The sequence below is a fragment of the Meiothermus sp. genome, from assembly GCF_025056915.1.
Taxonomy (GTDB): domain Bacteria; phylum Deinococcota; class Deinococci; order Deinococcales; family Thermaceae; genus Meiothermus.
Map to the genome: position 1 here is coordinate 30,144 of NZ_JANWVH010000009.1, position 24,396 is coordinate 54,539.

Consider the following 24,396-nt stretch of genomic DNA (forward strand, 5'->3'; position numbering starts at 1 on the left):
CTTCATGCTTCACCCCCAACCAAGATTCTGGCCTCCACCCGGCGGCCCGCCCAGGCGCCCAGCGCTGGTAGATACATGAACCCGTTGGGGAGGCCGGGCACCACCCTGACCTCGAGCTTCTCTACTCCTCTCGGCGTATCCAACTCAACCCGGTAGCCATCGGCCAGGCCCTGGGCCCGGGCCGTCTCCGGGCTCATCTCCAGCCTGACCTCTACCGCCCTGGCCACCGCCCCCACCAGCTGCTCCTGCCGCCACATGGTCGGGCGCAAGTAGAGCGGGCCCTGGGTCACGTCCGACTCGGAGGCCGCCCAGCCGGTGGCTTTGGGCATCCAGCGCTCCATCACCGCAGGCAGTTTGAGTTTTTCGTGGAGCCAGCGGGTAGCCTGGCGCACCAAACGGAAGGGGGCCTTTACCCCGGCGGCCTCGGCAATCAGGCCCAAAGCCGCCACCGCCCCGTCGGCCTCACCGTTGTTGATACCGGCGGGTTCTAAGGGCAGCACGCGGCCCTCGAGGTTGAGCGTATGCCCCCGCTTTTCGTAGGCGGTCTGGCCCGGCAGCACCACATCGGCATACCTGTCGGCCAGGGGGTGCCGGTGGGTCAGGTGCAGGATACGGAAGGAGGCCGCGCGGAGCTGGGCTTCCTGTGGCAGGTAGGCAAAATAGACCGCCTTGGGGCCGGTTTCGGTCCAGCCCGCCCCTCCTTTTCCGGGGAACAAGCCCAGGGCTTCCAGCCCCCTGGCATTGGCCGCAGGCGTCATGCACATCACCTTGGCGCCCAGGCGATCGGCCAGCTGCCTGGCCCTGGTGGCCGCCTCGGGCTGGTTGAGCACCCCTGCGCCCAGCACCAAAACCACCCTCTGGCTGGCGGCCAGCCGACCCTTGACCCAGGCCACCGGCTGTTCCAGTCCAGCGGGGGCCTCGCCCTGACCCAGCAAGGCCGATAACAAAGCCACCTCTGCCCCAGGCGCGTGCACGGCACTGGCCCCGGCCCATTTTGCGGTGTTGGCCGGATAGACGCTGAAGAGGGCCAGCTTGTCCGTGAGGCGCGGCATCCGCTCCTTGATGTTGAGGTCTGCAAAGGGCGTACCGTGGTTGAGCTTGCCCGCTGGCTTGAGGCCCCGGCTGTACTCCGAAAGCCGCAGGTGCAGGGTGGGGGCCTCCTCGGCGGGGTCGCCCAGCACCAGCACAAACTCGGCGTCCAGCAGGTCGTCGAAGCTGGCCGGCGAGAAAACCGTAACAGGGTAGGCGGTGCGGCCCTGGAAGTCGCGGTGGGGGGTGCTCAGGGCCTGGGCCAGTTCGAAGGCCGCCAGGCCCTCCTCGAGGGAAGCGTGGCCGCCCAGATAGACCCCAATGTCGGTTCTGGCAACGCCCTGCAAACCCTTGCGGATGGCCTCGAGGGCCTCTTCCCAGCTGGCCTCCACCAGCCGGCCCTCCTTGCGTACCAGGGGCGAGCGCACCCGGTTCTCGTTCACCCATTCGTGGCCAAAGCGGGCCGCATCCGAGATCCAGACCTCGTTCACCTCCCGGCGCTCTGCCGCCCGGATGCGCTCTAAAAGCCCGCTGCGGGCATCCACCGTAATGGCCGCCCCGCAAGCATCGTCCATCGAGGTGGTCTCGGTGGAGTCGTACTCCCAGTTGCGGGCCCGGAAACGCGCGGTCTGATCCAGCAAGGCCCCCACGGGACAGATATCCACAATGTTGCCGGTGAAGTTGGAGGGCAGACCGGCTTCCTCGCTGTTGATGAAGGTGTGCACCCCCCGCTCGATGAAGTCCAGCACCTCGTCGCCCGGGATTTCCTCAAAGTAGCGCACGCAGCGCTTACAGTGAATGCAACGCTCCCGGTCCAGCACGATGAAGGGCGAAAGGGCATGGTGCTTGTCCACGTGCCGCCGGGTCATCTCGAAGCGGGTGTAAAGCGGCAGCTCCAGCGGGTCGGGCTGGTAGAACTTTTCCACCAGGCCGTACTCATAGCTGCGGTCTTGCAGCTCGCAGGCCCCGCCCTTGTCGCAGGTGGGGCAGTCGAGCGGGTGGTTGAAGAGGGTGAGTTCGACCATCCCCGACTGGGCGTGCTTTACCTCGTCGGAGAGCGTATCGATCACCATGCCATCGCTGACTGCGGTTATACAGGCCGCCGACAGCTTGGGCATCCAGAAAATCTTGGGCTGTCCATTTTCCAGGATGAACTGACCATCCGGCCCTTTGCGGGGGCTTCCGGTCCTGACCAGGCACATCCGGCAGGCCCCGATGGGCGAGAGATGCTTCTCCGCGCAGAACAGGGGCACGTCGTAGCCGGCATGAAAGATGGCATCCATGACCGAAGTGCCGCTCGGCACCTCGACGGTTCGATCGTTAATGGTTACCTTGGCCATCGCCTCCATCACCCCCAGCGGCTCCCGGCCCGCTCAACGGGCTTGCCGTTTTCCACAAGGTCCACAAACTGCTGGCGGAAGTGTTTGAGGCTTCCCCGCACCGGCCAGCAGGCGGCATCGGCCAGCGCACAGAAGCTGCGGCCCTCAATCTGGTCGAGCATATCCTCCAGCAGTTCCACATCGCCCTTCTGGCCCTGGCCTGTGCCAATCTTCTCGAAAAGGCTCACCATCCAGCCCGAGACCCCCTCACGGCAGGGGGTGCACTTTCCGCAGGATTCATGGCCGTAGAAGCGGGTCACGTTCCACATTGCATCAACCATGCTCATGCTGGCCGGGATGCCAATCACCCCCCCGGTGCCCAGCAAGGAGCCTTTGGCGCTGATGGCCTCGTAGTCCATGGGGGTGTCCAAAATCTCTTCCGTCCAGGGCAGCGGTGGGCAGGAAGAGCCCCCGGGGATAATCGCCTGGATGGGCTCGGTGGGGCCGCCTGCCCAGTCGAACAAAAGCTCGCGGAAGGTGGTGCCCAAAGGCAGCTCGTACACCCCCGGACGCTTGAAAGGCCCGCTGACCTGAAAGAGCTTGTGGCCCTTGGATTTTTCGGTGCCCATGCTGGCAAACCAGTCGGCCCCCCGCTCGACGATGTGAACCACCGAGCACAGCGATTCAACGTTGTTGATGGTGGTGGGCATCCCCCACAGGCCCGCCTGGGCCGGGAAGGGAGGCTTCATGCGCGGGTTGGCGCGAAGGCCCTCGAGGGAGTTCATCAGGGCCGTTTCCTCGCCGCAGATGTAGGCCCCAGCGCCCCGATGCACATACAGATCGAAGCTGAAGCCTGTGCCCATCACATTCTGGCCCAGGTAGCCCTGGGCATACGCCTCCCGGATGGCCGCCACCAAACGGTCGTAGGCCCGACGGTACTCCCCCCGGATGTAGATATAGCCCTTGCTGGCCTGGATGGCCACCCCGGCAATCATCATGCCCTCAATCAGCTGGTGAGGGTCATCCTCCATCAGATAGCGGTCTTTGAAGGAGCCCGGCTCCGACTCATCCGCATTGCAGACGATGTAGTGCTGCTTGCCGGTGTTCTTGGGCATGAAGCTCCACTTGAGCCCGGTGGGGAAGCCGGCCCCACCCCGCCCGCGCAGCCCGGACTTTTTGACTTCCTCAATCACCCAGTCCTGGCCCTGCTGAATGGCCTTGCGGATGGCCTGATAGCCGCCGTGCGCCAGGTAGAAATCCAGCGTCCAGCAGCCCGGTTGGCCCACGTAACGGTACAGGGTTCTCTCAAAGCGGGGGTCCTTGCCGCTGGTGATCGGCCCACTGCTCACGCTCCCACCTCTTCTCCACGGTTGTGTACGACGTGGCCGGCTTTGCCCGGCAGCACGATCTCCTCCAGTCGCTTGCCTTCGCGCAAACCCTGCAAAAGGGCGTGCAGGCGAGCTTTGGTCACACACTCCACGTAGGGCTCGTCGTTAATCTGCACCACCGGCGCGGTGTGGCACGAGCCCAGGCACTCCACCTTTTGAATGCTGAAGAGGCCGTCGGGAGTGACCTCGCCGCGCAGGATGCCCAGCTCCTGCACTAGCTCATCCCACAGTTCGTCGGCCCCGCCGATTGCGCAGCTCAGGGTCGCGCAAACCTGGATGTGATACCTGCCGGTGGGCAGGGCCTGGTAGTAGCTGTAAAAGCTCATCACCCCCGCCACTTCGGTTGCTGTGGTTCCCAGAATGCTGGCAATCTCCTCCTGGCGCTCAGGGGAGATCCAGCCCTCGTCCTGCTGTACCCGGCGCAGCATGGGCATCAGGGCCGCTCTGCGCCCCTGGGGGGTGTCCGGATACTGCGCGAAGACCTCGCGCAGCCAGTCCTGTTTGTCATCGAAAAATCCCATAGGCCTCCGCTTTGATGTGGGGATTCATGTTCAGAAACACTGTTGTTTGTCCGCTGCCGCCACTTCGAAAACTCATCGGTCCACGTCCCCCATAACCGGGTCGAGCGAGGCGATGACCGCGACCATGTCGGCAACCTGTACCCCCTTGCAGGCGTAGGGCAGGCTCTGCAGGTTGACGAAGCTCGGCGAGCGTACCTTGACCCGGTAGGGCATGGAACCCCCGTCGGAAACGATGTAGTAGCCGAGTTCTCCTCGAGCGCTTTCGGTGGGCACGTAAACCTCGCCCAAAGCCGGGTGGAAGCCCTCGGTCACCAGCTTGAAATGATAGATGACCGCCTCCATGGAGGTTTCCAGCAGGTGCCGGGGCGGTAGCGAAATTTGCGGGTTGGGGTCACGGATGGGGCCGGGGCCCAGGGCCTCGAGCCGCTCGACGGCCTGCTGGATAATCTTGACCGACTCGCGCATCTCCAGAATGCGAATGACCATGCGGTCGAAGATATCGCCACCGTCCAGCACCGGCACGTCAAAGTTGTAGGTTTCGTAGCCGGCGTAGGGGTAGGCCTTGCGCACATCGTAGTTGACCCCCGAGGCCCGCAGGCTGCCCCCAGTGAGCGAGAGGTTGATGGCGTCCTCCGCAGGAATGACCGAGACACCGCGGGCGCGCTCGTAGAAGATGGGGCTCTCCCGGAACAGCGCCTCGTACTCGTCTATGCGGGCCGGCATCTGCACGATGAATTTTTTGACCTCGCCCAGGAATTCCGGCGGCAGGTCTTCCTTCAGGCCCCCGATGCGGATGTAGTTGTGGTGGAAGCGCTGGCCCGAGACCCACTCGAAGAGGTCGAGCACCGCCTCGCGCTCCCGGAAGGCATAGAAGAAGGGCGTCAGAGCCCCAAAGTCGAGCAGGCCGGTTCCCAGAAAAACCAGGTGCGAAGCGATGCGCGACAGCTCGTTGAGCATCACCCGGATGGCCTGGGCCCTGGGGGGCACCTGGGCCCCTACCAGCTTTTCCACGCTCAAGGCGTAGGCCAGGTCGTGGCTGAAGCTGTGCAGGTAGTCCATGCGGGGGGTATAGGTAATGCACTGGGTGTAGGTGCGGTACTCCATGTTCTTCTCGAAGCCGGTGTGCAGGTAGCCGATATGGGGGGTCAGGCGCAGAATCTGCTCCCCGGAAAGATCGACCACCACCCGCAGCACCCCGTGGGTCGAGGGATGCTGGGGCCCCACGTTGAGGGTCATGACTTCGGATTTGAGCTCCGGCGCATCGGCAATATCGTAGGCCTCGACCGAAGGGCTGTGCAGCTTCTGGGGGTCGCGCACCATCAGTTGCCTCCTTTGACCACTTTCTGCACCTCGGCAGCCACGTCCTGATAGCCCTTGCGGGAGCCACCCCGCCAGCCGGTCAGGCCACCCTTGTTGCCGGAGAGACCAGCGCGGAAAGCGTCGGGGTCAATGAAGCGGCCCTCCTTGAAGAGCGTGGGGGTCTCGCCCAGCGGAAAATCTTTGCGCAGGGGGTAGCCCTCGAGGTCCTCTGGGGTCAGGATTTTTCTAAGGTCGGGGTGGCCCTCAAAGCGGATGCCGAACAGGTCGAACACCTCGCGCTCGAGGTAGTCAGCCCCCATCCACAAATCGGTCAGGCTGGGCAGGCTGGGGTAGGCCTCGGGCACGAAAACCCGGATGAAAACCCGGCTTCCGTCGCCCCCCTTGTAACCCGGCAGCGATACCAGCTCATACACCACACAAAAGCGCTCGGGTTTTGGTTGCGGATAGGTCAGGTAGTCAATGCCCACCACATCGGCCAGGTAGTTCCAGCCTTGCTCCTTGAGGGCTGCCAGCACGGACTTGAACTCGCTTCTGGGCAGCACCACCCAGGTGTTTCCGTGGGCCTGCTCGATTTCCCAGCCCCTGGTGCGGGCCTGTTCTAGTAGCTCTGCCAGCTTCTGCATATGCACCTCGGGCTCCTATCGCTTCCAGCCTTCGACCTTGGGCAGCTTGCGGCCTTCGTCGTCGCGGGCCTTGCCCTGGATTTTTTTCTGGAGCTGCATGACCGCGTAAATGAGGGCCTCGGGCCGGGGTGGGCAGCCCGGCACAAACACATCCACCGGCACCACACTGTCCACGTTCTGCACGATGGCATAGTTGTTGAACATGCCCCCCGAGGACGCACAGGCCCCCATCGAGATCACCCACTTGGGGTCGGGCATCTGGTCGTAGACCCGGCGCATGACCGGGGCCATCTTTTTGGAAAGCCGCCCGGCCACAATCATCACATCGGCCTGGCGCGGCGAGGCTCGGAAGACCTCCGAGCCGAAGCGGGAAAGGTCGTTGCGGGCATCGGTCGAGGCCATCATCTCGATGGCGCAGCAGGCCAGGCCAAAGGTGGCCGGCCACAGGCTATTGGAGCGCCCCCAGGCAATGAGCTTCTCCAGGGTGGTGAACAGGATGCCCTCGTTCTCGAGTTCCTGCACATCTTTGGTGAACAGATCGGTAAGGGTTGCCATTCTCAAGACCTCCGTCGCGGGCTAGACGTCGCAGGTCTCGAGTTCTTGCAACTTGAGACTTGCGACCGCATGGTTAGTGCCACTTCATCACGCCCTTGTACCACTCGTATAAAAAGCCCACAAAAAGCAGCACCGTAAACACCACCAGGCCCCAAAAGCCCACGATGCCCACGGTGCCCGCACTCACCGCGTAGGGCCACAGAAAAGCCACTTCTACGTCAAAAATAATGAACAGCATAGCGACCGCGTAAAAGTGCACCGGGAAACGCTTGACCTCCCCCGCCGGGTCGTTGCCCGACTCGTAAGGCATCAGTTTGAAACGCCCGCCTTTTTTGGGCCCCAAAATGGCCCCCACCACGGCGGCCAGAACCGCAATTCCAACGGCAACCGCCAGGTACACCAGTAGAGCCTGATACTCACTTATAGGTGACATGCGCCTCCTTTTTTGGCGGCTTGGCTTGTGCCGGTCTTCACGAGGTTCTCAATACCCGCACCGCCTCCCCGCACTGCTGTCGCCAACATCTTACACTTTCACATTCACGACGCAAATATCGTTCAGAAAAATTTTACTTTTCGCGGCCCGCCCACACTGTAGACCAGGCTCTTAACATCATGCTGCTGGGCTCAGGTGGCGGCCCCATCCACCCGCTGCCCTTGTGTTTCTTTCCGACCATTCCAGAGGAGCAGCCATCGTCAACCATCGCTTCACCAAGAGGGGGAGCGCTTCAGAGCGGTCAGACAAGGAAAAAATCTCTTTCGGATCAGGGCGTGCACCTCGCTTCACATTCGCAGCCTTGGTGCGAGAATGCCTGGTTCTGAACAGAACAGTGGCCGCCTGGATGGGCGGCCACGTCTGTGAAGAGCACGATAACCTGGTTAGATAAACTTCCCGTCCGTCAAGGGTCCGAGTAACTGAAATTCTGGCCCAGATGGCCTGAAGGCTCAGTTTTGGGGCCTCCCGCTCGTCGTTCTGTATGTTCAGGAGGCCTGCCGCAGACGAGCTTCCTCGAGGGCCTTCAGGGGCCTGTCGAGGTGGGGCAGGTCGAACACCACCTCCGATACCCCCGAACCGGGCAGCTCGTACATCAGGTCAACCATGGCTTTTTCGATGACCGCTCGCAGGCCGCGGGCGCCCGTTCCACGCTTGAGGGCCCGGCGGGCAATCTCGCGCAGCACACCCGGCGTAAAGCGCAGCTCGATGCCCTCCATGCGCAGTAATTCCTGATACTGCCGGATAAGGGCGTTCTTGGGTTCGGTCAGGATACGCACCAGGGCTTCTTCGTCGAGGGCCTCGAGCTGCACCATCACCGGCAACCGGCCCACAAACTCGGGAATCAGGCCAAAGCGGATGAGGTCTTCCGGGATAGGCTCGGGCTTTTCCTCGGTTTTCTTGGGGCGGGTGAAACCGATGGGGTTCTGGTCCACCCTCGAAAGCACGATGCGCTCGAGGCCCTCAAAAGCACCGCCCAGAATGAACAGGATGTTTTTGGTGTTCAGGGTGATGAACTCCTGGTGCGGATGCTTGCGGCCCCCTTGTGGCGGCACATTGGCAATGGTTCCTTCCACAATTTTCAGCAGGGCCTGCTGCACCCCTTCCCCCGAGACGTCCCGGGTCAGGCTGGGGTTCTCCGACTTGCGGGCGATTTTGTCAATTTCGTCAATGTAGATGATGCCCTTTTCGGCGGCCTGAATGTCAAAATCGGCAGCCTGCAAAAGCCGCAGCAAAACGTTTTCCACGTCCTCGCCAACGTAACCCGCCTCGGTCAGAGTGGTGGCATCGGCAATCGCAAAGGGCACATCGAGCATCCGGGCCAGGGTCTCGGCCAGCAGGGTCTTGCCGGTTCCGGTGGGGCCAATGAGCAGCACATTGGACTTTTGCACCTCGGCCTCGGGGTGCATCAGGCGCTTGTAGTGGTTGTAGACCGCTACCGAAAGGGTTTTCTTGGGCAGTTCCTGCCCGATCACATACTGGTCGAGGAAACTCTTGATTTCGGCAGGCTTGGGCAGGTGGCTGGGGCCTACAAAGCCCGGCCTGGGTTCTGCTTCCAGCAGGTCGTTGGCCCGCTCCACACACTCGTTGCAGATGAAAACCTCGCCCAGCGGCGACTCGATCAGGTGGGCCACCTCGGGGTGCTTGCGCCCACAAAAACTGCAGGAGGGCTTACTGCGTCTCACGGCTAACCACCTGGTCTACCAACCCGTAGCCAGCAGCCTCTTCGGCGGTGAGGTAGTAGTCTCGTTCGGTATCGCGCTCCACCTTTTCCAAAGGCTGCTTGGTGTGGCGGGCGATGATGTTGTTGAGCACCTTGCGGGTCTTGAGGATTTGTTCGGCCTGGATGGCAATATCGGTGGCCTGTCCACCCAACCCCCTGGCCCAGGGCTGGTGAATCATGACCTTGGAGTGCGGCAGTGCATAGCGCTTGCCGGGTTCACCCGCCGCCAGCAGAACCGCACCCATCGAGGCAGCCAGCCCAACGCAAATGGTCGAGACCGGGGCCGAAACAAACTGCATGGTGTCGTAAATGGCCAGCCCCGCATCCACATCACCCCCTGGCGAGTTGATGTACATGCGGATTTCCTGATTGGGATTTTGCGCAGCCAGAAATAGAATTTGCGCCACAATGGTGTTGGCCACCTGTGCGTCTATGGGCGTGCCCAGGAAAATAATGCGATCCTTGAGCAGGCGGCTGTAGATGTCGTAAACGCGTTCACCGCGGGCAGTCTGTTCGATGACGTAGGGAACTACCATATCGGCTCCATTTTATGCCTGAATGCAGGGTCAAGAGGGGGTTGGCGCACATAAAGAAGCTTTGGGCAGCGACCGGCGATGGATGGTGTCGCCCAATGACTGCGCCAAAACTGCGGACTACAGCGCGTTTGGTTCTTTCTGGCTGAGACTCTCAGCCCACAGTCCCTTGCTGCTCAGCCTTCAATTCGGCTCACAGCCTCCAGCAGGGCTTTGTCGTGTAGACGCTGGATCCGAAGGCGGGCTATGGTGCCCTGGCCCAGTTCGCTTTGCAGGCGGGCCGGCGTAGTCCGGTAGGCTCGGGCCACCTCGCTCAGGTACTCTTCAAACTCCTCCTGGCTCAGGTCAGTTTTGAGTTCCTCGGCCAGGGCCTCCACCGCCAGCGAACGACGCAGGCGCTTGGCCGCGTTCTCGCTGAGGTTTTGCTTGAACTCCTCGAGCTTCCCTTCCTTCTCGAGCTGAGCCAGAAATTCGCTCAGTTCAAGTTTTTGCTCCTTGAGTTCGCCAGCCAGATTTTCCAGCAGGCTTTGCTCCTCGCGCGCCTGCATGGTGGGTGGAATTTGCACCTCGAGGGCCTCGGCCAGCTTGTCCAGCAGTTGATTGGCCTTGGCGTTGCGGACCTCGCGTTCAAACTGGGCCTGGAGGCTTTCCCGCACCTTGCGGGTCAGGGCTTCCAGGTTGTCTTCACCCACCGTCTTGGCGAACTCGTCGTCCAGCTCGGGCAGTTGCAGGGTCTTGACCTCCAGCACCTTGGTTCGGACTTCGCGCACAACGGTTTCGCCGTCCTTAACCGGCACCATCACCTCGTCGCCGGCTTTCTTGCCCAGCAGGGCTTCGCGCACGTGGGGCTGGGCGTTTTCCATTACCACCGGGAAGCGACCGCCGTCCTCGGTCTCGATGAACACATTGTCTTTTTCCTGGGCTTCCCGTTCTACCGCCACCATTTCGCCGTAGCGGGTGCGCAGGTCGTCCAGGGCACGGCTCACCACCTCGTCGGTTACTTCGGGGGTTTCGACCTCGAGCTTGAAGTTTTGCCAGTCCGGCAGCTTGACTTCGGGATAGTTTTCAATCTCGACCGTATAGACGTAGGGCTGTCCAAAGGTCAGGCTTTCCTCGAGTACCCGCGCGCCCACCGGCAGCAGCGACAGCTCCCGGGCCGCCTTGGGGAAGGTCTCGTCGCGCAGAACTTCCTTGACCTCATCGAGGAGCGATTCCTTGCCGATTCTGGCCTCGATGACCTTGGCCGGGGCCTTCCCGGCACGAAAACCGGGTAGCTTGACCCGCCCGGCATAGTTGTTCAGCACCTCTCGATAGGTTTGCTCGACCTGGCTGGCCGGAACCTCTACCTTGATTTTCACCTTGTAGCCTTCGCGTTCCAGAATTTCTGCCACAACACACCTCGAGTCCGACCCTGGGGGTCGCCAAGAGCCTAGTGTACAACCAGCCAGCGGGATTTAGATACACCCCCGGGCTCCTATCACATGGTGGGTCGCGCCCGATCGCAACCCCTCCACCGGCCAGCCCCCTTCCACGTAGTTGTGACCTCAAACACACAGTTGTAAAGATACCCATACACGCCCACAGGAGATTGATAGCCCTCAACCCCCTCCCGACCGCGTAGAGAGGGTTGGGGAAGGTATTTGCCAAGGCCCTCAATGATTGCATGAAGGGCCAGGTCAGCCACCCCACCGGGCCCCTGCGAGGTAGGGAAGAAATCGAACGAAGCCGGGCTAGGACTATTTCCCTAACACTGCGGGGGTGGCTGTACGGGCTTTTATGCAACACGGCACTAAAGGCCATCGGTCAAAATGCAGGAACAGGCATGGCCTGATTGGGCCCCTGAATCGCTGGTTCTCTCAAAAGCGGGTGGCCATCTTGCGTTTTGAGCCCCTTGTGGTCATGCGCTGTGGCTGCCTCGAGCCTGCAAAACACCCCAGGGGTGGAAAGTCATTTCCCGTGCAGTTCAGGGGGGAGTGCAGCCAGCGACAAATACAGAGCCTGTCCCTCTGGGCTGCGCCTGGGCAGAGCAAGGAGGGTGGCTTTTTGTGGGACAACTGACCCTACATACCCCCCACAGGTATGAAGTACCTTGAAAACCAAGGAGTTAGCCATGAAAACCATCCTGGTAATCGGAGGAAATTTCGGCGGGATGACCAGCGCATTCGAGTTAAAGCGCAAGCTGCGCAACGAGGCTCGAGTGGTGGTGGTCTCGAGGCAGAAGGAGTTTGTGTACATCCCCTCGCTAATCTGGGTTCCCTTTGGTCGCCGCAAGGTTTCAGACATCACTTTCGACGCAGAAAGCACCTTCCGCCGCGGGGGCATCGAGTTTATCCTGGGCGAAGCCACCCAGATCAAACCCGAGGAAAACCAAGTGATGCTGGCCGATGGAACCGTCCTGGACTACGACTTCCTGGTCATCGCCACCGGCGCCAAGCTGGCCTGGGACGCGGTGCCGGGCCTGGGGCCCAAAGGGTACTCGCACTCCATCTTCACCCCGCCCGACGCTGAAAAGACCTACGAAGCCTACAAGAAATTCCTGGAAAACCCGGGCCCTGTGGTGATTGGCGCCGTTCCGGGAGCGAGCTGTATGGGGGCCGGCTACGAGTACCTGTTCAACTTCGACCATCAGGTTCGCAAAGCCGGCAAACGCAACCAGGTCAGCATTACCTGGGTCACGCCCGAACCCAAGCTCGGCCACTTTGGAATTGGCGGCATGACCGGCGGCGAGGCCATGCTCAAAATGTTCCTGAAGATGCAGGGCATTGACTACCGCGTCAATGCGGCCATTACCGAGGTACGCCCCGATGGGGTGGTGCTCGCTAGCGGCGAGGTGCTGCCCTCCAAGTTCACCATGCTGGTTCCCCCCTTCGAGGGCGTGGAGGTGATGCAAAAAACCCCCGAGCTGGTGGATGCCAAGGGCTTTGTAGAGGTCTCCGACGGCTACCAGAGCACCCGCTATCCCAATATCTTCGCAGTTGGGCTGGCCGCCAAAGTGCCCAACCCCTTCAAGGGCGATGTGGCTTTTGGGGTGCCCAAGACCGGCTTCCCCACCGACGAGATGGCCAAAACCGCAGCCGCCAACATCCGCGAAATCCTCCACGGCAACGTCAACAACCTGCACTGCAAATCCTTTGGCAGCATGCCGGCGGTCTGCGTGATGGATGCCGGCAATAAAGAGGTCGTCATCCTGGGCAACCACCTCTTCCCACCCCGCCAGTTCCAGGTCATGCTGCCCAACGTGCTGGGCGACTTCAACAAGGTACTGGTGGAAAAAATGCTTCTGCTCAAGTATCGCAACGGCTGGTCCTTCCTGCCATAAAAGTCCCTTAGTGGCACCCCTCTCCCGACGGGAGAGGGGTTTTGTCAGAATTGTTCTGATGGCACGTTTTGCTTCCGCTGTCATCTTTGCTCAAGCGCTCTGCAAACCAGGAGCGCTGAGGCGGGGAGCAGGGGCGGGAGACCGACGGCCACCCATGCACAACGTAGGGCTACTTGAACGCGTATTGTTGGCCTAAAGCTAGTGTGGTGCGCGAAGCTTGCAGGAAATCCACTCGAGGTCTATTCCAGCCATCCGCAGCTTGCGCCTGGCAAAATCAAGCTCGAAAAATCGAGAAACCCCGGTATCCTCCGGGGTTCGGTGGTGCGCGGAGGGGGACTTGAACCCCCACACCTTGCGGCACAAGATCCTAAGTCTTGCGTGTCTACCAGTTCCACCATCCGCGCAGGTTGATTGGGATTCGGGGACAGAGGGATCACCGCACCCTGCCCCCGATTCCCTGTGTTGGGGTGAGCGATGGGACTTGAACCCACGACCCCCGGTTCCACAGACCGGTGCTCTAACCGGCTGAGCTACGCTCACCGCGTCGCGGCAGCAGAAGGTATTGTAGGCTTCGCACTCCTTAGCGTCAAGAAGGGTTGGCAAGGCGCCGGGCTCGACCGAATGCACCTAGCTCCCCTACCACCTGGGGAAGCGCGAACCCAGCACATGACAGGCGCTTGGGCTATGGGTGCAGTTCAAAAATTGAGCCCTTGTCGTTGACGCAGCAATATGCAGCCTCTATACTCTGCGCCAAGGTGTCAAACAATCGTTCGTTTGAAGAGGTCAAGACCGAAAAAGCCAGTCGTCGTGACGAAATACTGGACGCAGCAGGTCAACTTTTCAGCCGTCAGGGTTTTCATGCCACCTCCATGCGCGACCTGGCCCGAGCGGTGAATCTGCAGGGGGGCAGCCTGTACGCCCACATCGAGTCGAAGGAAGAGGTCTTGTTCGAGCTGGTCAACCGCGCAGCCGATGAGTTTTTGAATCATGCAGAGGCGATTCCGGCAAACCTATCCCCTAAGGAGCACCTCGAGCGCCTCATCCAGGGACACCTCGAGGTCATCGTGCGCTCGCTCGACCATGCCACCGTCTTCTTCCACGAATGGAAATTCCTCAACCCCGAGCTGCAAAGAAAAATCACCGCCCGCCGCGATGCTTACGAGGGCCACTTCCGCAAGGTTATTGAGGCCGGGGTCAGGTTGGGAGAGTTTGAGGTTGAAGATGTGCGGCTGGCAACCTTATTTGTGCTGTCTGCGCTGAACTGGACCTATCACTGGTACCGGCCCGGCGGCCCGCTCACCCTCGAGTCGCTCTCGAGACACTACCGCGACCTGGTATTCAAAACCCTGGGCGTACGGTCAAACCGTTCCACGAGCCGAGCAAATGGGGCCTGAGTTATCCCAACCATGCGTGTACGGGCAACGTACAGGGACACAAAAGGGGGGGTCGGTAGGTTGTGACTAAACCCCTGGATGGCTGCCCCGGCCCGAGCCATCCTCCAGGGCAAACTCCAGGGCCATCCTCCAGGCCAGCTGTTCGTGTTGCAATACCTGGCCGACCACCCAGTCCACTTCCTCCAGCGGGAGTTGCTCGCAAACCTCCAGCGCCAGGCTGCCGAAGTCGTGAATCAGCGCCTGGGCTTCGGGGGCCATCCAGTGCTGGGCAATTTCCTCGGCCAGCCCGCTCAGCGGCGCTTGCGCCGTGTTCGGCTGGAGGGAACTCAAGGCATCCAGAAAAGCCCGATAGCGGGCCCAGTGGGCCACTATACCCATTGCATAGGGGGCCTGTTCGAGGCTCTGGATAAAGTGAATGTACCTCATACGAAGGGGGTGGATGGATGCTGGGGGTAGCTCGAGGCTGGCCAGCCAGTCCAGCTCTTCTACCGTGACCAAAAGTGCATTGACCATAATCAGGCGGTGTTGCTGCGGCGCACGACACAACAGCGACGCCTGGAGACCCAGCAAGGCCTCGTACAGGTACTGCTCCTGCACCAACCAGCGCTCAAAGACAAGGCTCGAGACCATCCCCTGGCGCAAAAGGTTCAGGAAGGGCTGCTCGGTGAGCGTAGCCCAGCCCCTGAAACCCCGCAGGTCAATCACAACTTAAAGCCTGAGGCCAAAAAGGCCCAATGGGTGTGCGTAGGGCTAAGATTGAAGGCACAAAAACCTTCATTCCGCCGCAAACCGTGATTGAGTTACATTTCGGGCCGGATGCCAGTTTCGCACAGCCCAGTACAGCTCACCCATCCATGCATAGCGGTCTAGCCCACCTCCCTCCCGGGCCGTGCAAAGGTAGCCCACCCACGCAAGCCGCCGCGGCCTGACCCCGTTGTTTGAAGAAACTACTGGTCCAGAGCGCTCTTTATGAGCCATTCGAGTTCGAGAAAGCCTGGTTCTGAACAGAACAGTGGCCGCCTGGACACTCGAAAACATGCGTCTCGGCCAAGACGCAACGCAGACAAGCGTGCCTCACCGAGGTGAGGCACGTCTCTCGTTTTCGTGAGCGGCCAGGTCTGTGAAGAGCGCGATAAGGGCTCCATAAGGCGCACTCGCTCGCAGAAGCCTCAAAAAGCACCCAAAGGTTGGTCTTGGGGTCGCTCAGAAGTCGGTGGGTTCCAGATTGGTCGAGGCTGATGCGTGTAAAAGTATTTTTGTCACCCCCAAACCCTTATACTGAGGCCACCAAGGAGGTTCACCATGATTCGCACTGTCGCCCTCGTGGGGCACAGCGGCAGCGGAAAAACCACCCTCGGCGAAGCTTTGCTTTACTTCACCGGGGGCAAGGATCGCATGGGCAAGGTAGAAGAGGGCAACACCACCTCGGACTACACCCCGGAGGAAAAAGCCCACCGGGTTTCGGTTCGCACGGCGGTGTTGCCCCTGACCTATCAAGGGCATCGGATTTACCTGCTCGACGCGCCCGGCTACGCCGATTTCGTGGGCGAGATTCGCGGGGCCATGGAGGCCGCCGATGCCGCGGTGGTGGTGGTCTCGGGCGAGACCGGCGTGCAGATTGGCACCGAGCGGGCCTGGACGGTGGCCGAGCGGCTGGAACTGCCCCGGATGGTGGTGGTGACCAAGCTGGAAAAGGGGGGCGATTTTTTTGCCCTGCTCGAGGATCTGCGCTCCACGCTGGGGCACATCCTCCCGGCCCACCTGCCGCTCTACGAAAACGGGCAGTGGGTCGGCCTGATTGACGTGCTGCACGACCGCGCCTTCCGCTACGAGAAGGGCCGCCCGGTGGTGGCCAGCATTCCCGAGGCCCAGAAGGCCCAGGTCGAAAAATTCCGCAACGAGGCCCGCGAAGCCATCATCGAGACCGACGAGAGCCTGCTCGAGAAGTACCTGGAAGGGGGCGAGGTGGAGGAAGTGGCCCTCTCCCGGGCCTTCCACGAGGCGGTGCGAAAGGGCCAGATTTACCCGGTGGCCATCGGCTCCTCCGGGGCGCTGATTGGGCTGGACATGCTGCTTGACCTGTTCCTGGAGGCCCTGCCCTCCCCCGAGGAGCGCTGGGGCACGGGCGGCCCGGCGGCCAAGGTGTTCAAGGTGCAGGTGGACCCCTTCATGGGGCAGGTGGCCTTCGCCCGGCTGTACCGGGGCAAGGTGAAGGCGGGCGACACCCTGCAATCCGACAACGGCACGGTGCGGCTGGCCCACCTCTACACCGCCAAGGGCAAGGACCTGGTCGAGCTGGAGGAAGCCGAGGCCGGCACCATTCTGGCCCTGCCCAAGGCCGACAACCTGCACAAAGGCATGGAGCTTTGGCAGGGGGAGCGCCCCGAGTTCCCTTCGGCCCGCCTGCCCGACCCGGTGGTCATGCTGGCCATCGCACCCGAAACCCGCAACGACGAGGCCAAGCTCGGCGATGCCCTTCGCAAACTTTTGGAAGAAGACCCCAGCCTGAAATTTGAGCGCAACCCCGAAACGGGCGAGCAAATCCTGTGGGGCATGGGCGATTTGCACCTGGAAACCGCCAAGGAACGCCTGGCCGACTACGGGGTAAAAATCACCAGCCGCCCCCCCAAGATTCCCTACCGCGAGACCATCCGCAAGAAAGCCGAGGGCCAGGGCAAACACAAAAAGCAAACCGGCGGGCATGGGCAGTACGGCGATGTCTGGCTTCGCCTGGAACCCCACGAGGATTACGAGTTTGTCTGGGAGATTACCGGCGGGGTCATACCCACCAAGTACATGGAGTCGGTGGAGATGGGCATCAAGGAGGCCGCCAAGACCGGGCCGCTGGCCGGGTATCCGGTTATCGGTTTCAGGGCTGCGGTCTATCATGGCTCCTACCACGAGGTGGACAGCTCCGACATGGCCTTCCAACTGGCCGCGCAACTGGCCTTCAAGAACGTGGTGGCCCAGGCCAGCCCAACGCTGCTGGAGCCCATCTACACCCTCAAAATATTTGTGCCCCAGGAGCGGGTGGGCGATATTTTGTCGGACATGCAGTCGCGCCGCGGGCGCATTCTGGGCATGGATCAGGAAGGGGCGCTGGCCGTGGTGAGCGCCGAGGCGCCCCTGGCCGAAATTCTGGAATACAGCCGCACCCTTTCGGGGCTGACCCAGGGCACCGGCGCCTATAGCCTCGAGTTCTCACACTACGCCGAGGTGCCGTCCAACCTGGCCCAGAAGGTAATTGCCGAGCGGCAGAAGGCCGAAGCCTAGCCAAACCCTCTGTGGCCAAATAGAATCTTTTGACTTCGGGCTAGGTTCGGCCCCTGGTCGGCTTGGGCCAGTGTCCCTTTTCGGTCATCCAGTCGTAGGTGCGAGCAGCCATGCTGAGGGTCTCAACGGTAAGCAGGTAGACCACCAGTTCCTTGTTCAAAGAGGGCTCCCAACGCAGGCTTTGCACCGAGCTAAGCAGCATGCTCACCATCAGGTCGGCCAAGAAAGCGGCTTCTGGTCGGCCTCCGTTTGGGATATCTAAGGGCTTCAGAATGCCCACCAGGTGTTGGGTTAGTTCATCTCGAATGCTCTGTTGAATAGAAGACAATGTACGCCCCAGGGGCGTGGGTTCGCGGAAGTAGCGCAGCAATAGTTCGATAAACTGCCACTGGGCCTCCACCTCGGTCAGCAGCCGTCGGTACAGCGACAGAACCAGTTCAAAGTCGCCCACCCCTTGCTCACGCAACAGGGAAAGACCTTCTCGAATGGAATCCCGTATGCGCTGTCCGATGTGTTCGGCGGCCACCACCACGCATTCCTCGAGGCTGGCAAAGTGCGCGTAAAACCCCGACTGCACAATCCCCGCATCGCGGGCCACTCGAGCCGTCGAAACAGCCCCCAGGCCCTCCCGGCTCAGGATTTCAACCGTGGCTTGAATAAGCCGCTCCCGTGTGGCCTGGCCATCGCGGCGCTTGCGTTGGGGCTTAACCTGGGCGCTCATGCGTCACCTTACCTTAGAGCTTAACGTAACGCTAAGGTTTGAGACTTTGGGTTGAAGAGTTAGAATGATACCACTATCATTCTACTGGGCTTTGACCCAAGGAGGAACCATGGGCCAATCTCGTCCATTATTGAACATGCTGAGCGTAGGACTTATAGGGCTTCTAGCAGCCTGCGGCCAACAGCAGCCCACCACCGAACCCCTCAGCCAATCGGATGCACAAAACCTCAAGGTTGCTTTGGAGACCAGCAATAAATACCTGGTTGCAGCCATCGCCAGCCCTTCGGGGGTGGTCACCACCAACCGTGTGGGGGGCCAGAGCCTGCCCTCTCCGGTAGCGAATATCCTCCTGGCCTCGGGGCTGGAACCCCAGTCTATCGACTGTAGCACCAGAAAAACCCCTCCCGAGGCCGACCAACAAGACCTGGACAACGACAAAATTCCGCGTGAGGCCCGCTATCAGGTGGACTGCAAGGTAAATGATACCCGGCTCAGGGGGAGCATTCTGCTGAAGGACAAAGACGACAACAACCCTACCAGCGGCTACACCCTCGACACCGATCAGTACGAGCTCACCTTCAATACCGGCAAGCCCAACGAGTCGGGTATCAAACTTGATCTCGACGTGGACGTAACCCGCAACAACCCCAACTACGCGATTCGCTACAACTTCAATCTTGAAATCTACGGCGACGGCAAACGGCTTGGCACCACCTACAGCTACACCGCCACCTATGCCCCCGACAACGCCCAAACGCCTTTTGCCGCGGGCACCCTCAACTACGAGGGCACGCTGGATTACCGCACCACAACTAAGTGGTACCGGCTGAGTGGCAAAGCCACCAACCTCAAGTTCAGCAGCACCTGCAAGCAAACCTTTGTGGGCGGAAGCTGGAGCCTGGAAGACACCCGAGGCAACCGACTTCTGGTGCAGTACAACGGCTGCAACAACGTGACCGTGACCTACAACGGCGAAGCTCTGTAAGCGTTGCCTCGCGAAGGCGGTCTGACATCCAGGCCTGACTCAGGCGGGTATCATGGGACACATGGCTCGCCTGATGTTTTTTTTGCTGCTGTTGCTTGGCCCGGCCCTGGCCCAAAACCTCGTTGCACTGGCGCCCCAGGGGGCGTTGGCCGGCTTTTACATGAACGACCTGCGCGGTAGCCGCTACATGAAAGGTTTGGCCGCCGATTGGAAGCAAAGCGGCCTGGAGGCCTGGCTGAACCGCGAGTTGCGGCGGCAGATCGGTGATGACGCCGACCTGCTGGGCGTGGCAGCGGGCGGTGTGGCGGTTGCCCTTTACGCCGATGGCTTCTTTGTCGTCGCCCGGCCCAGTGCAGCGGCCATGCGAGCCCTGCGCAAGGAGGTCAAGAACCTTCGCGCCCAGGGCGGCTGGTTGGTGGGGGGCGACCAGGACGCGCTGACTGGCTTCAGTCGGGAGTTGGTGTTCCTGGCCTCGCCCAAATATGCCCGAATGTTCCTGCAAAACCGCCGGGGCCTGCAAGCCCCGGTCAAGGGCGACCTGGTGTTGTGGGGTGCGCCACCGCAAGAGCTGATTCAAAGCCTGAAGCTACCCCCCAGGACCAGCGGAGCAGCCCGCACCCTGCGCCGCTTCAGTTATGCCATCCAGCTCACCGCTGGAGGCTACACCGAAGAGGCCCGCCTGGACGTAAACCCGGCCCCAGACCCCGCCCTGGCCAGCCTCCTGCTACCCAGGGAGCGCCCATACGACGCAGCAGACCTTCCCCAGGGCTATGCGGTCTCGACCGGGGTGCTGGATCTGAGCCGGGCCGGGGCCTATCTCAATGGCCTCTTGCGCGAGTTTGACCTGCGAATCAACCTGGATTTGCGGGCTTTTGGGGCACGCTTCGCCACCGTGACGGTGCAGGGGCCACCCCCCGCGCCCGATGGCCGCAGTGAGGCCGTTCTGGGGCACAACCTGATTTACTGGGAGGTGCGTGACCCTGCCACCGCCGAAGCCAACCTGCTGGCGCTCTTGCAGAGTCTGGCTGCCTTCTCGACCCCTCAGGGCCAGGGCGGCTTCAAGGTGCTGGGCAACGAGGGCGAGTTCAAGGTGGTGGAGGTGGGTCTGGCTGGAACCCTCTACTACAAAATAGAGCCCACCCGACTGGTCATTGCGACCAGCCAAAGCGCCCTGCAAGCGGTGGGCAACCCCCCCTGGAGCCAGGAACCCAATTTCCGGCGTTTTCGCGCGCGAATTCCGGCCAATGCCATCGGCTACAGCTTTGGCAACCAGGGCTCAGCCTTGCAAGAGCAGCTGGGGCAGCTTGGGTTCACCCTCCCACAAACCATTGGCAGCGAGCTGGATCAGCAAACCTCTCGCGAGCTGGCCAGGGCGCTGACCAATTTTATGGAGAGGCTGGCCAAACGCTTCGGTTCGGGGCTTTCGTATGCGGTGGTAGAAGGCAACAGCCTGATTAGCCGGGGTTTTTACGAGGTGCGCTGGTAGCTGCCAAGAGCCCAAAGCCAGAGGCCGAAAGCGGCGCTTGAAGAAGGTTGCTCCGCAACAAGCGACCCTTACTGGGGGCTTGGATACCGAGATTGCTTGAACACCTGGCAAACCGTAGGAGCTATGCTAAAAGGGTGCGGGTCGCGTTTGGACTGCCCTGGTTGTTGCTTCTCTTGCCCCCGGTGCTGGGGCTGGTCTGGTGGTGGTACCGGCGACGGCGGCCCCCTGAGCGCAGGGTAGCCGGGCTCTGGCTGTGGCAGAAGGCCCTGCGGAAGGGTCGGGCCCGGCGGCGCTTCGACCTGCGGCTTTTTTTGTTGTTGCTTTCGGCTTTGCTGGGAGTGCTGGCCCTTTCCGCCCCGCAGGTTTCGCTCGAGCGCCCCGGCGAACGGGTGGTGGTGCTGGATGTCTCGGCCTCGATGGCCGCCACCGACGTAAGCCCCAGCCGCTTGGAGCGTGCCAAGCAACTGGCCCGCGAGCGCCTCTCGGCCTCGCCCAGGGCGGTTTTGGTGGTGGCCGGAAGCCCGATTCAAACTTTTGGCCCGGCCTCTGGCCGCAGCCTGGTTGGCAACCTCGAGGGTCTGAAGCCCGCCGCGGCCAGCGCCGACCTCGAGACCGCCGTCGCCAGGGGCCAAGCCCTGCTGCCCGGGGCCCGCGTCCTGACCCTCTCCGACCAGGCCGCCCCGCCCGGAAGCGACGGACATATCAATGTGGCGGGCAACGGGGCCAACGTGGGCATTACCGCCATTGGCCCTGGGTTTGTGGCGGTGGCCAATGCGGGGCCGGGGCTGTGGCGGGGCGAGGTGCTGGTGGATGGCCGGCCCTTTGCGCTCGAGGTGCCCGCCCGGGGCTTCAGCAGCCTGGAGGTGCCCTCGGCTGCGCCGAGCGCCCGGATTACAGACCCCGACGCCCTGGCCCTGGACAACCAGGCCCGTTTTTCCAGGCGGCTGGTGCAGGTGGAGGTCTCGGGCCGCTCGCCCGCCCTCGAGCGTCTGCTGGCCCTTCTGGGCACCAGCCGGGGCAGCCCCGGCGAGGTCTTCTTCGAGATTGGAACCCCCCGCCGCGAACCCACCCGCTTCACGGTGTTTTTCGCCGAGCGGGCCAGTGGACAGGCCACGGTTTTTGACCTCGAGCGCACCCTCCCCTACCTGCGCGGGGCCGAGCTGGTGGGCTACAGCCTGGCCGTTCCCCCCAGCCCCCAAGCCCCAGGCTGGCGGCCCCTGGCTACCAGCGAGACCGGCCAGGCGCTGGCCTGGTACCACCCCCAGGGGCTTTACCTGCCCCCTGCCGAAAGCCTGCAAAACCTACCGGCCTTCCCGGTGCTGCTTTACAACCTGATTGCGCCCAGGGGCGAACTTCGCAGCGGCCTTTTGGACCCCGGCGAAACCCTCTTGCCCCGGCCCAGCCCCGACCGGCCCCTGCCCCCTGGCCTCACCGTGCCCCTGGCCCCCTGGCTGGCCCTGCTGGCTGCGCTCGTGCTGGTTGCAGAGTTTTACATCTTCCAGTACCGCCCCATGCGCGAACGCCTGGAAGCACCTCCGACGCCCGCCTCCTGAGCCAGGGGCCGCGCATCGCGTAAAATTGGGGGCATGACCCGGGTGATTTTGGAAGTGAGGGGCATGGAACGCCCCGAGCAAGTGGAAAAGGTGCTGAATGCCATCAAAAAACTCGAGGGCGTCGGGGGTGTGCAGCCTGCCGATACGGAACAGCTCGAGGTCGAGTACGACCCCCATCTTCTGACCGTGGTGGACCTGATTCGGGTGGCACGGGAGCAGGGCTTCCTGGCCGGAATGCTCTAACCCCTCGCCTCCACCCACCAGGGCGGTCTTCCGGGTTGGAAGGGCTGGGAAACGGGGGTTTGCCCTGGGCTAGCCGTGCGGAGCTAAAACCGCACCTGGCCCTTCTCCTGGCCGGTTGCTGGCCCCCCTGCCCTAAAAGCATCTTTTTCGTGTAAACTAAAAGGCATCTGAGGCAGGGCGCACCCGCCCAGGCATCTAATCCAGCCCTAAAGCCCAAGGCGGATACCTCCGCTATGCGAAAGCTATTTACCCAGGCGCGCCTCGAGTAAACCACTTGCGCTTCGGATGCCTCCGATTGCCTGTTGCGTACCATCCGCAATGCTCGGCGCTGGTTTTCTGCCTGCACCAAAGCCACTTGCTCAAGAGGAGAATGTATGGCCTACCGAGACGACTTCAAAACCCGCAAAAGCCTGTCCACCAAGATGGGCGAAGTCCACTACTACGACATCCTGGAACTCGAGCGCCAGGGCCTCGCGCCGGTGTCCCGCCTGCCCTACAGCATTCGGGTGATGCTCGAAAGCCTCTTACGCAACCACGACGAGTACAAAGTTTCCAAAGAGGATGTGCTGGCCCTGGCCAACTGGCAACCCGACCCCGGCGAGGTGAACGTGCCCCTGATGCTGGCCCGGGTGATTCTGCAAGACTTCACCGGGGTGCCGGCGGTGGTGGATCTGGCCGCCATGCGCGACGCGATTGCCAAGCTGGGCGGCGACCCCGAGCAGATTAACCCGGGGGTGCCGGTAGACCTGGTGATTGACCACTCGGTACAGGTGGACTACTTCGGCACCGCCTACGCCTTCGCGCAGAACGTGGAACTCGAGTACAAGCGCAACGAGGAGCGCTACCGCCTGATTAAGTGGGGCCAGAACGCGCTCAAGAACTTCCGCGCGGTGCCCCCCGGCACGGGCATCGTGCACCAGGTGAACCTCGAGTACCTGGCCAGCGTGGTCATGACCCAGCGCGGTGAGGACGGTAAGCTCTACGCCTTCCCCGACTCGCTGGTCGGCACCGACTCCCACACCACCATGATCAACGGCCTGGGCGTGCTGGGCTGGGGGGTGGGCGGCATCGAGGCCGAGGCGGTAATGCTGGGCCAGCCCTACTACATGCTGGCCCCCAAGGTGATCGGCTTCAAACTGGTGGGCGAGTTGCCCGAAGGGGCCACCGCCACCGATCTGGTGCTGCGCGTGACCGAGATGATTCGCAAGCACGGGGCGGTGGGCAAGTTTGTGGAGTTCTATGGCCCCGGCGTGAGCAAACTGCCCCTGGCCGACCGCGCCACCATCGCCAATATGTCGCCGGAGTACGGCGCGACCATGGGCTTCTTCCCCATTGACGAGGAAACCCTGGCCTATCTGCGGCTCACCGGTCGCCCGGACGAACTCGTAGACCTGGTGGAAAAGTACGCCAAGGCCAATGGCCTCTGGCGCACCGACGAGGCCGCGCCGGTCTACAGCGAGCACCTCGAGCTCGACCTCTCGACCGTGACGCCCTCTTTGGCCGGGCCCAAGCGCCCGCAAGACCGGGTCAACCTTTCGGAGGTCAAGCAGAGCTTCCTGGAGCACCTGACCAAAGACGTCAAGGAGCGCGGCTTTGGCCTGAGCCCCGACAAGCTCAACACCAGGGTCAGGGTGCAGCGGGGCCGCGACGAGTTCGAGCTTCAGCACGGCTCGGTGGTGATTGCGGCCATCACCAGCTGCACCAACACCTCCAACCCCAGCGTGATGCTGGGCGCGGGCCTGCTGGCCAAAAAAGCAGTGGAGGCCGGCCTCGACACCCAGCCCTGGGTGAAGTCCAGCCTGGCCCCCGGCTCCAAGGTGGTGACCGAGTACTTAGACGCTGCCGGCCTCACCCCCTTCCTGGAAGCCCTCAGGTTCCACACCGTGGGCTACGGCTGCACCACCTGCATCGGCAACTCGGG

20 protein-coding genes and 2 tRNA genes are annotated in these 24,396 nt (G+C 62.1%); 8 read left to right on the plus strand and 14 right to left on the minus strand.

The annotated features are described in order from the left end of the window. Window positions 1-2: 2 nt before the first annotated feature. From NZN28_RS02885 to tig, 10 genes are all read right to left on the minus strand, one after another. Entirely contained in the window at window positions 3-2,369 is a 2,367-nt protein-coding gene (locus NZN28_RS02885) for a molybdopterin-dependent oxidoreductase (protein WP_295395268.1), read from the minus strand. A gap of 8 nt (window positions 2,370-2,377) precedes the next feature. Beyond that, window positions 2,378-3,697, minus strand: coding sequence for an NADH-quinone oxidoreductase subunit NuoF (gene nuoF, locus NZN28_RS02890; protein ID WP_295395269.1), 1,320 nt, complete (start codon window positions 3,695-3,697; stop codon window positions 2,378-2,380). Continuing rightward, on the minus strand, window positions 3,694-4,257 hold the full coding sequence (gene nuoE / locus NZN28_RS02895) for an NADH-quinone oxidoreductase subunit NuoE (protein WP_295395270.1): 564 nt from the start codon (window positions 4,255-4,257) through the stop codon (window positions 3,694-3,696). The genes nuoF and nuoE overlap by 4 nt, the downstream gene beginning before the upstream one ends. A gap of 72 nt (window positions 4,258-4,329) precedes the next feature. After that, window positions 4,330-5,493 (minus strand): NADH dehydrogenase (quinone) subunit D, encoded by a 1,164-nt coding sequence (nuoD, locus tag NZN28_RS02900; RefSeq protein ID WP_295395289.1) that lies wholly within the window; start codon window positions 5,491-5,493, stop codon window positions 4,330-4,332. An 83-nt stretch (window positions 5,494-5,576) separates the two neighbouring features. Further along, the gene (locus NZN28_RS02905; protein ID WP_295395271.1) at window positions 5,577-6,200 is read right to left on the minus strand and encodes an NADH-quinone oxidoreductase subunit C; all 624 of its coding nucleotides are present in this window, start codon (window positions 6,198-6,200) and stop codon (window positions 5,577-5,579) included. A 15-nt stretch (window positions 6,201-6,215) separates the two neighbouring features. Continuing rightward, window positions 6,216-6,755, minus strand: coding sequence for an NADH-quinone oxidoreductase subunit B family protein (locus tag NZN28_RS02910; RefSeq protein ID WP_295395272.1), 540 nt, complete (start codon window positions 6,753-6,755; stop codon window positions 6,216-6,218). 73 nt (window positions 6,756-6,828) lie between these two features. Continuing rightward, on the minus strand, window positions 6,829-7,188 hold the full coding sequence (locus NZN28_RS02915; protein WP_295395273.1) for an NADH-quinone oxidoreductase subunit A: 360 nt from the start codon (window positions 7,186-7,188) through the stop codon (window positions 6,829-6,831). A 545-nt stretch (window positions 7,189-7,733) separates the two neighbouring features. Continuing rightward, a complete protein-coding gene (clpX, locus tag NZN28_RS02920; protein ID WP_295395274.1) occupies window positions 7,734-8,930 on the minus strand; it encodes an ATP-dependent Clp protease ATP-binding subunit ClpX in 1,197 nt (398 codons plus the stop codon). Beyond that, window positions 8,917-9,504 carry an ATP-dependent Clp protease proteolytic subunit gene (locus tag NZN28_RS02925; protein ID WP_295395275.1) on the minus strand — a complete coding sequence of 196 codons (588 nt, stop codon included), beginning with the start codon at window positions 9,502-9,504 and terminating at the stop codon, window positions 8,917-8,919. The genes clpX and NZN28_RS02925 overlap by 14 nt, the downstream gene beginning before the upstream one ends. 173 nt (window positions 9,505-9,677) lie before the next feature. Further along, a complete protein-coding gene (gene tig, locus NZN28_RS02930; protein ID WP_295395276.1) occupies window positions 9,678-10,892 on the minus strand; it encodes a trigger factor in 1,215 nt (404 codons plus the stop codon). A gap of 719 nt (window positions 10,893-11,611) precedes the next feature. Here tig and NZN28_RS02935 point away from each other — a divergent pair. After that, window positions 11,612-12,820 (plus strand): FAD-dependent oxidoreductase, encoded by a 1,209-nt coding sequence (locus tag NZN28_RS02935; protein WP_295395277.1) that lies wholly within the window; start codon window positions 11,612-11,614, stop codon window positions 12,818-12,820. Between the two features lie 319 nt (window positions 12,821-13,139). Here the strand turns inward: NZN28_RS02935 and NZN28_RS02940 are convergent. Both NZN28_RS02940 and NZN28_RS02945 read right to left on the minus strand, forming a co-directional pair. Next, window positions 13,140-13,224 (minus strand) — tRNA-Leu (locus tag NZN28_RS02940). Window positions 13,225-13,283: 59 nt separating this feature from the next. Beyond that, window positions 13,284-13,360: transfer RNA gene (locus tag NZN28_RS02945), tRNA-His, on the minus strand. A 215-nt stretch (window positions 13,361-13,575) separates the two neighbouring features. Here NZN28_RS02945 and NZN28_RS02950 point away from each other — a divergent pair. After that, window positions 13,576-14,214, plus strand: a complete 639-nt coding sequence (locus tag NZN28_RS02950) for a TetR/AcrR family transcriptional regulator (protein ID WP_295395278.1) — start codon at window positions 13,576-13,578, stop codon at window positions 14,212-14,214. A 66-nt stretch (window positions 14,215-14,280) separates the two neighbouring features. On the opposite strand, the gene NZN28_RS02955 is transcribed toward NZN28_RS02950, so the two are convergent. Continuing rightward, window positions 14,281-14,919, minus strand: a complete 639-nt coding sequence (locus NZN28_RS02955; protein WP_295395279.1) for a hypothetical protein — start codon at window positions 14,917-14,919, stop codon at window positions 14,281-14,283. A gap of 597 nt (window positions 14,920-15,516) precedes the next feature. On the opposite strand from NZN28_RS02955, the gene fusA reads away from it, so the two are divergent. Next, complete coding sequence (fusA, locus tag NZN28_RS02960; RefSeq protein ID WP_295395280.1) at window positions 15,517-17,487, plus strand: elongation factor G; 1,971 nt, start codon at window positions 15,517-15,519, stop codon at window positions 17,485-17,487. A 40-nt stretch (window positions 17,488-17,527) separates the two neighbouring features. On the opposite strand, the gene NZN28_RS02965 is transcribed toward fusA, so the two are convergent. Beyond that, complete coding sequence (locus NZN28_RS02965; protein ID WP_295395281.1) at window positions 17,528-18,208, minus strand: TetR/AcrR family transcriptional regulator; 681 nt, start codon at window positions 18,206-18,208, stop codon at window positions 17,528-17,530. Between the two features lie 238 nt (window positions 18,209-18,446). Between NZN28_RS02965 and NZN28_RS02970 the strand changes: the two genes are divergently transcribed. From NZN28_RS02970 to acnA, 5 genes are all read left to right on the plus strand, one after another. Continuing rightward, on the plus strand, window positions 18,447-19,193 hold the full coding sequence (locus NZN28_RS02970) for a hypothetical protein (RefSeq protein WP_295395282.1): 747 nt from the start codon (window positions 18,447-18,449) through the stop codon (window positions 19,191-19,193). Between the two features lie 52 nt (window positions 19,194-19,245). Next, a complete protein-coding gene (locus tag NZN28_RS02975) occupies window positions 19,246-20,679 on the plus strand; it encodes a hypothetical protein (RefSeq protein ID WP_295395283.1) in 1,434 nt (477 codons plus the stop codon). A gap of 134 nt (window positions 20,680-20,813) precedes the next feature. Next, the gene (locus NZN28_RS02980) at window positions 20,814-22,232 is read left to right on the plus strand and encodes a VWA domain-containing protein (protein ID WP_295395284.1); all 1,419 of its coding nucleotides are present in this window, start codon (window positions 20,814-20,816) and stop codon (window positions 22,230-22,232) included. A gap of 33 nt (window positions 22,233-22,265) precedes the next feature. Next, window positions 22,266-22,475 carry a heavy-metal-associated domain-containing protein gene (locus tag NZN28_RS02985; RefSeq protein WP_295395285.1) on the plus strand — a complete coding sequence of 70 codons (210 nt, stop codon included), beginning with the start codon at window positions 22,266-22,268 and terminating at the stop codon, window positions 22,473-22,475. Between the two features lie 374 nt (window positions 22,476-22,849). Then, window positions 22,850-24,396: aconitate hydratase AcnA (gene acnA, locus NZN28_RS02990; RefSeq protein WP_295395286.1), on the plus strand; the 1,547-nt coding region annotated here is incomplete at its 3' end.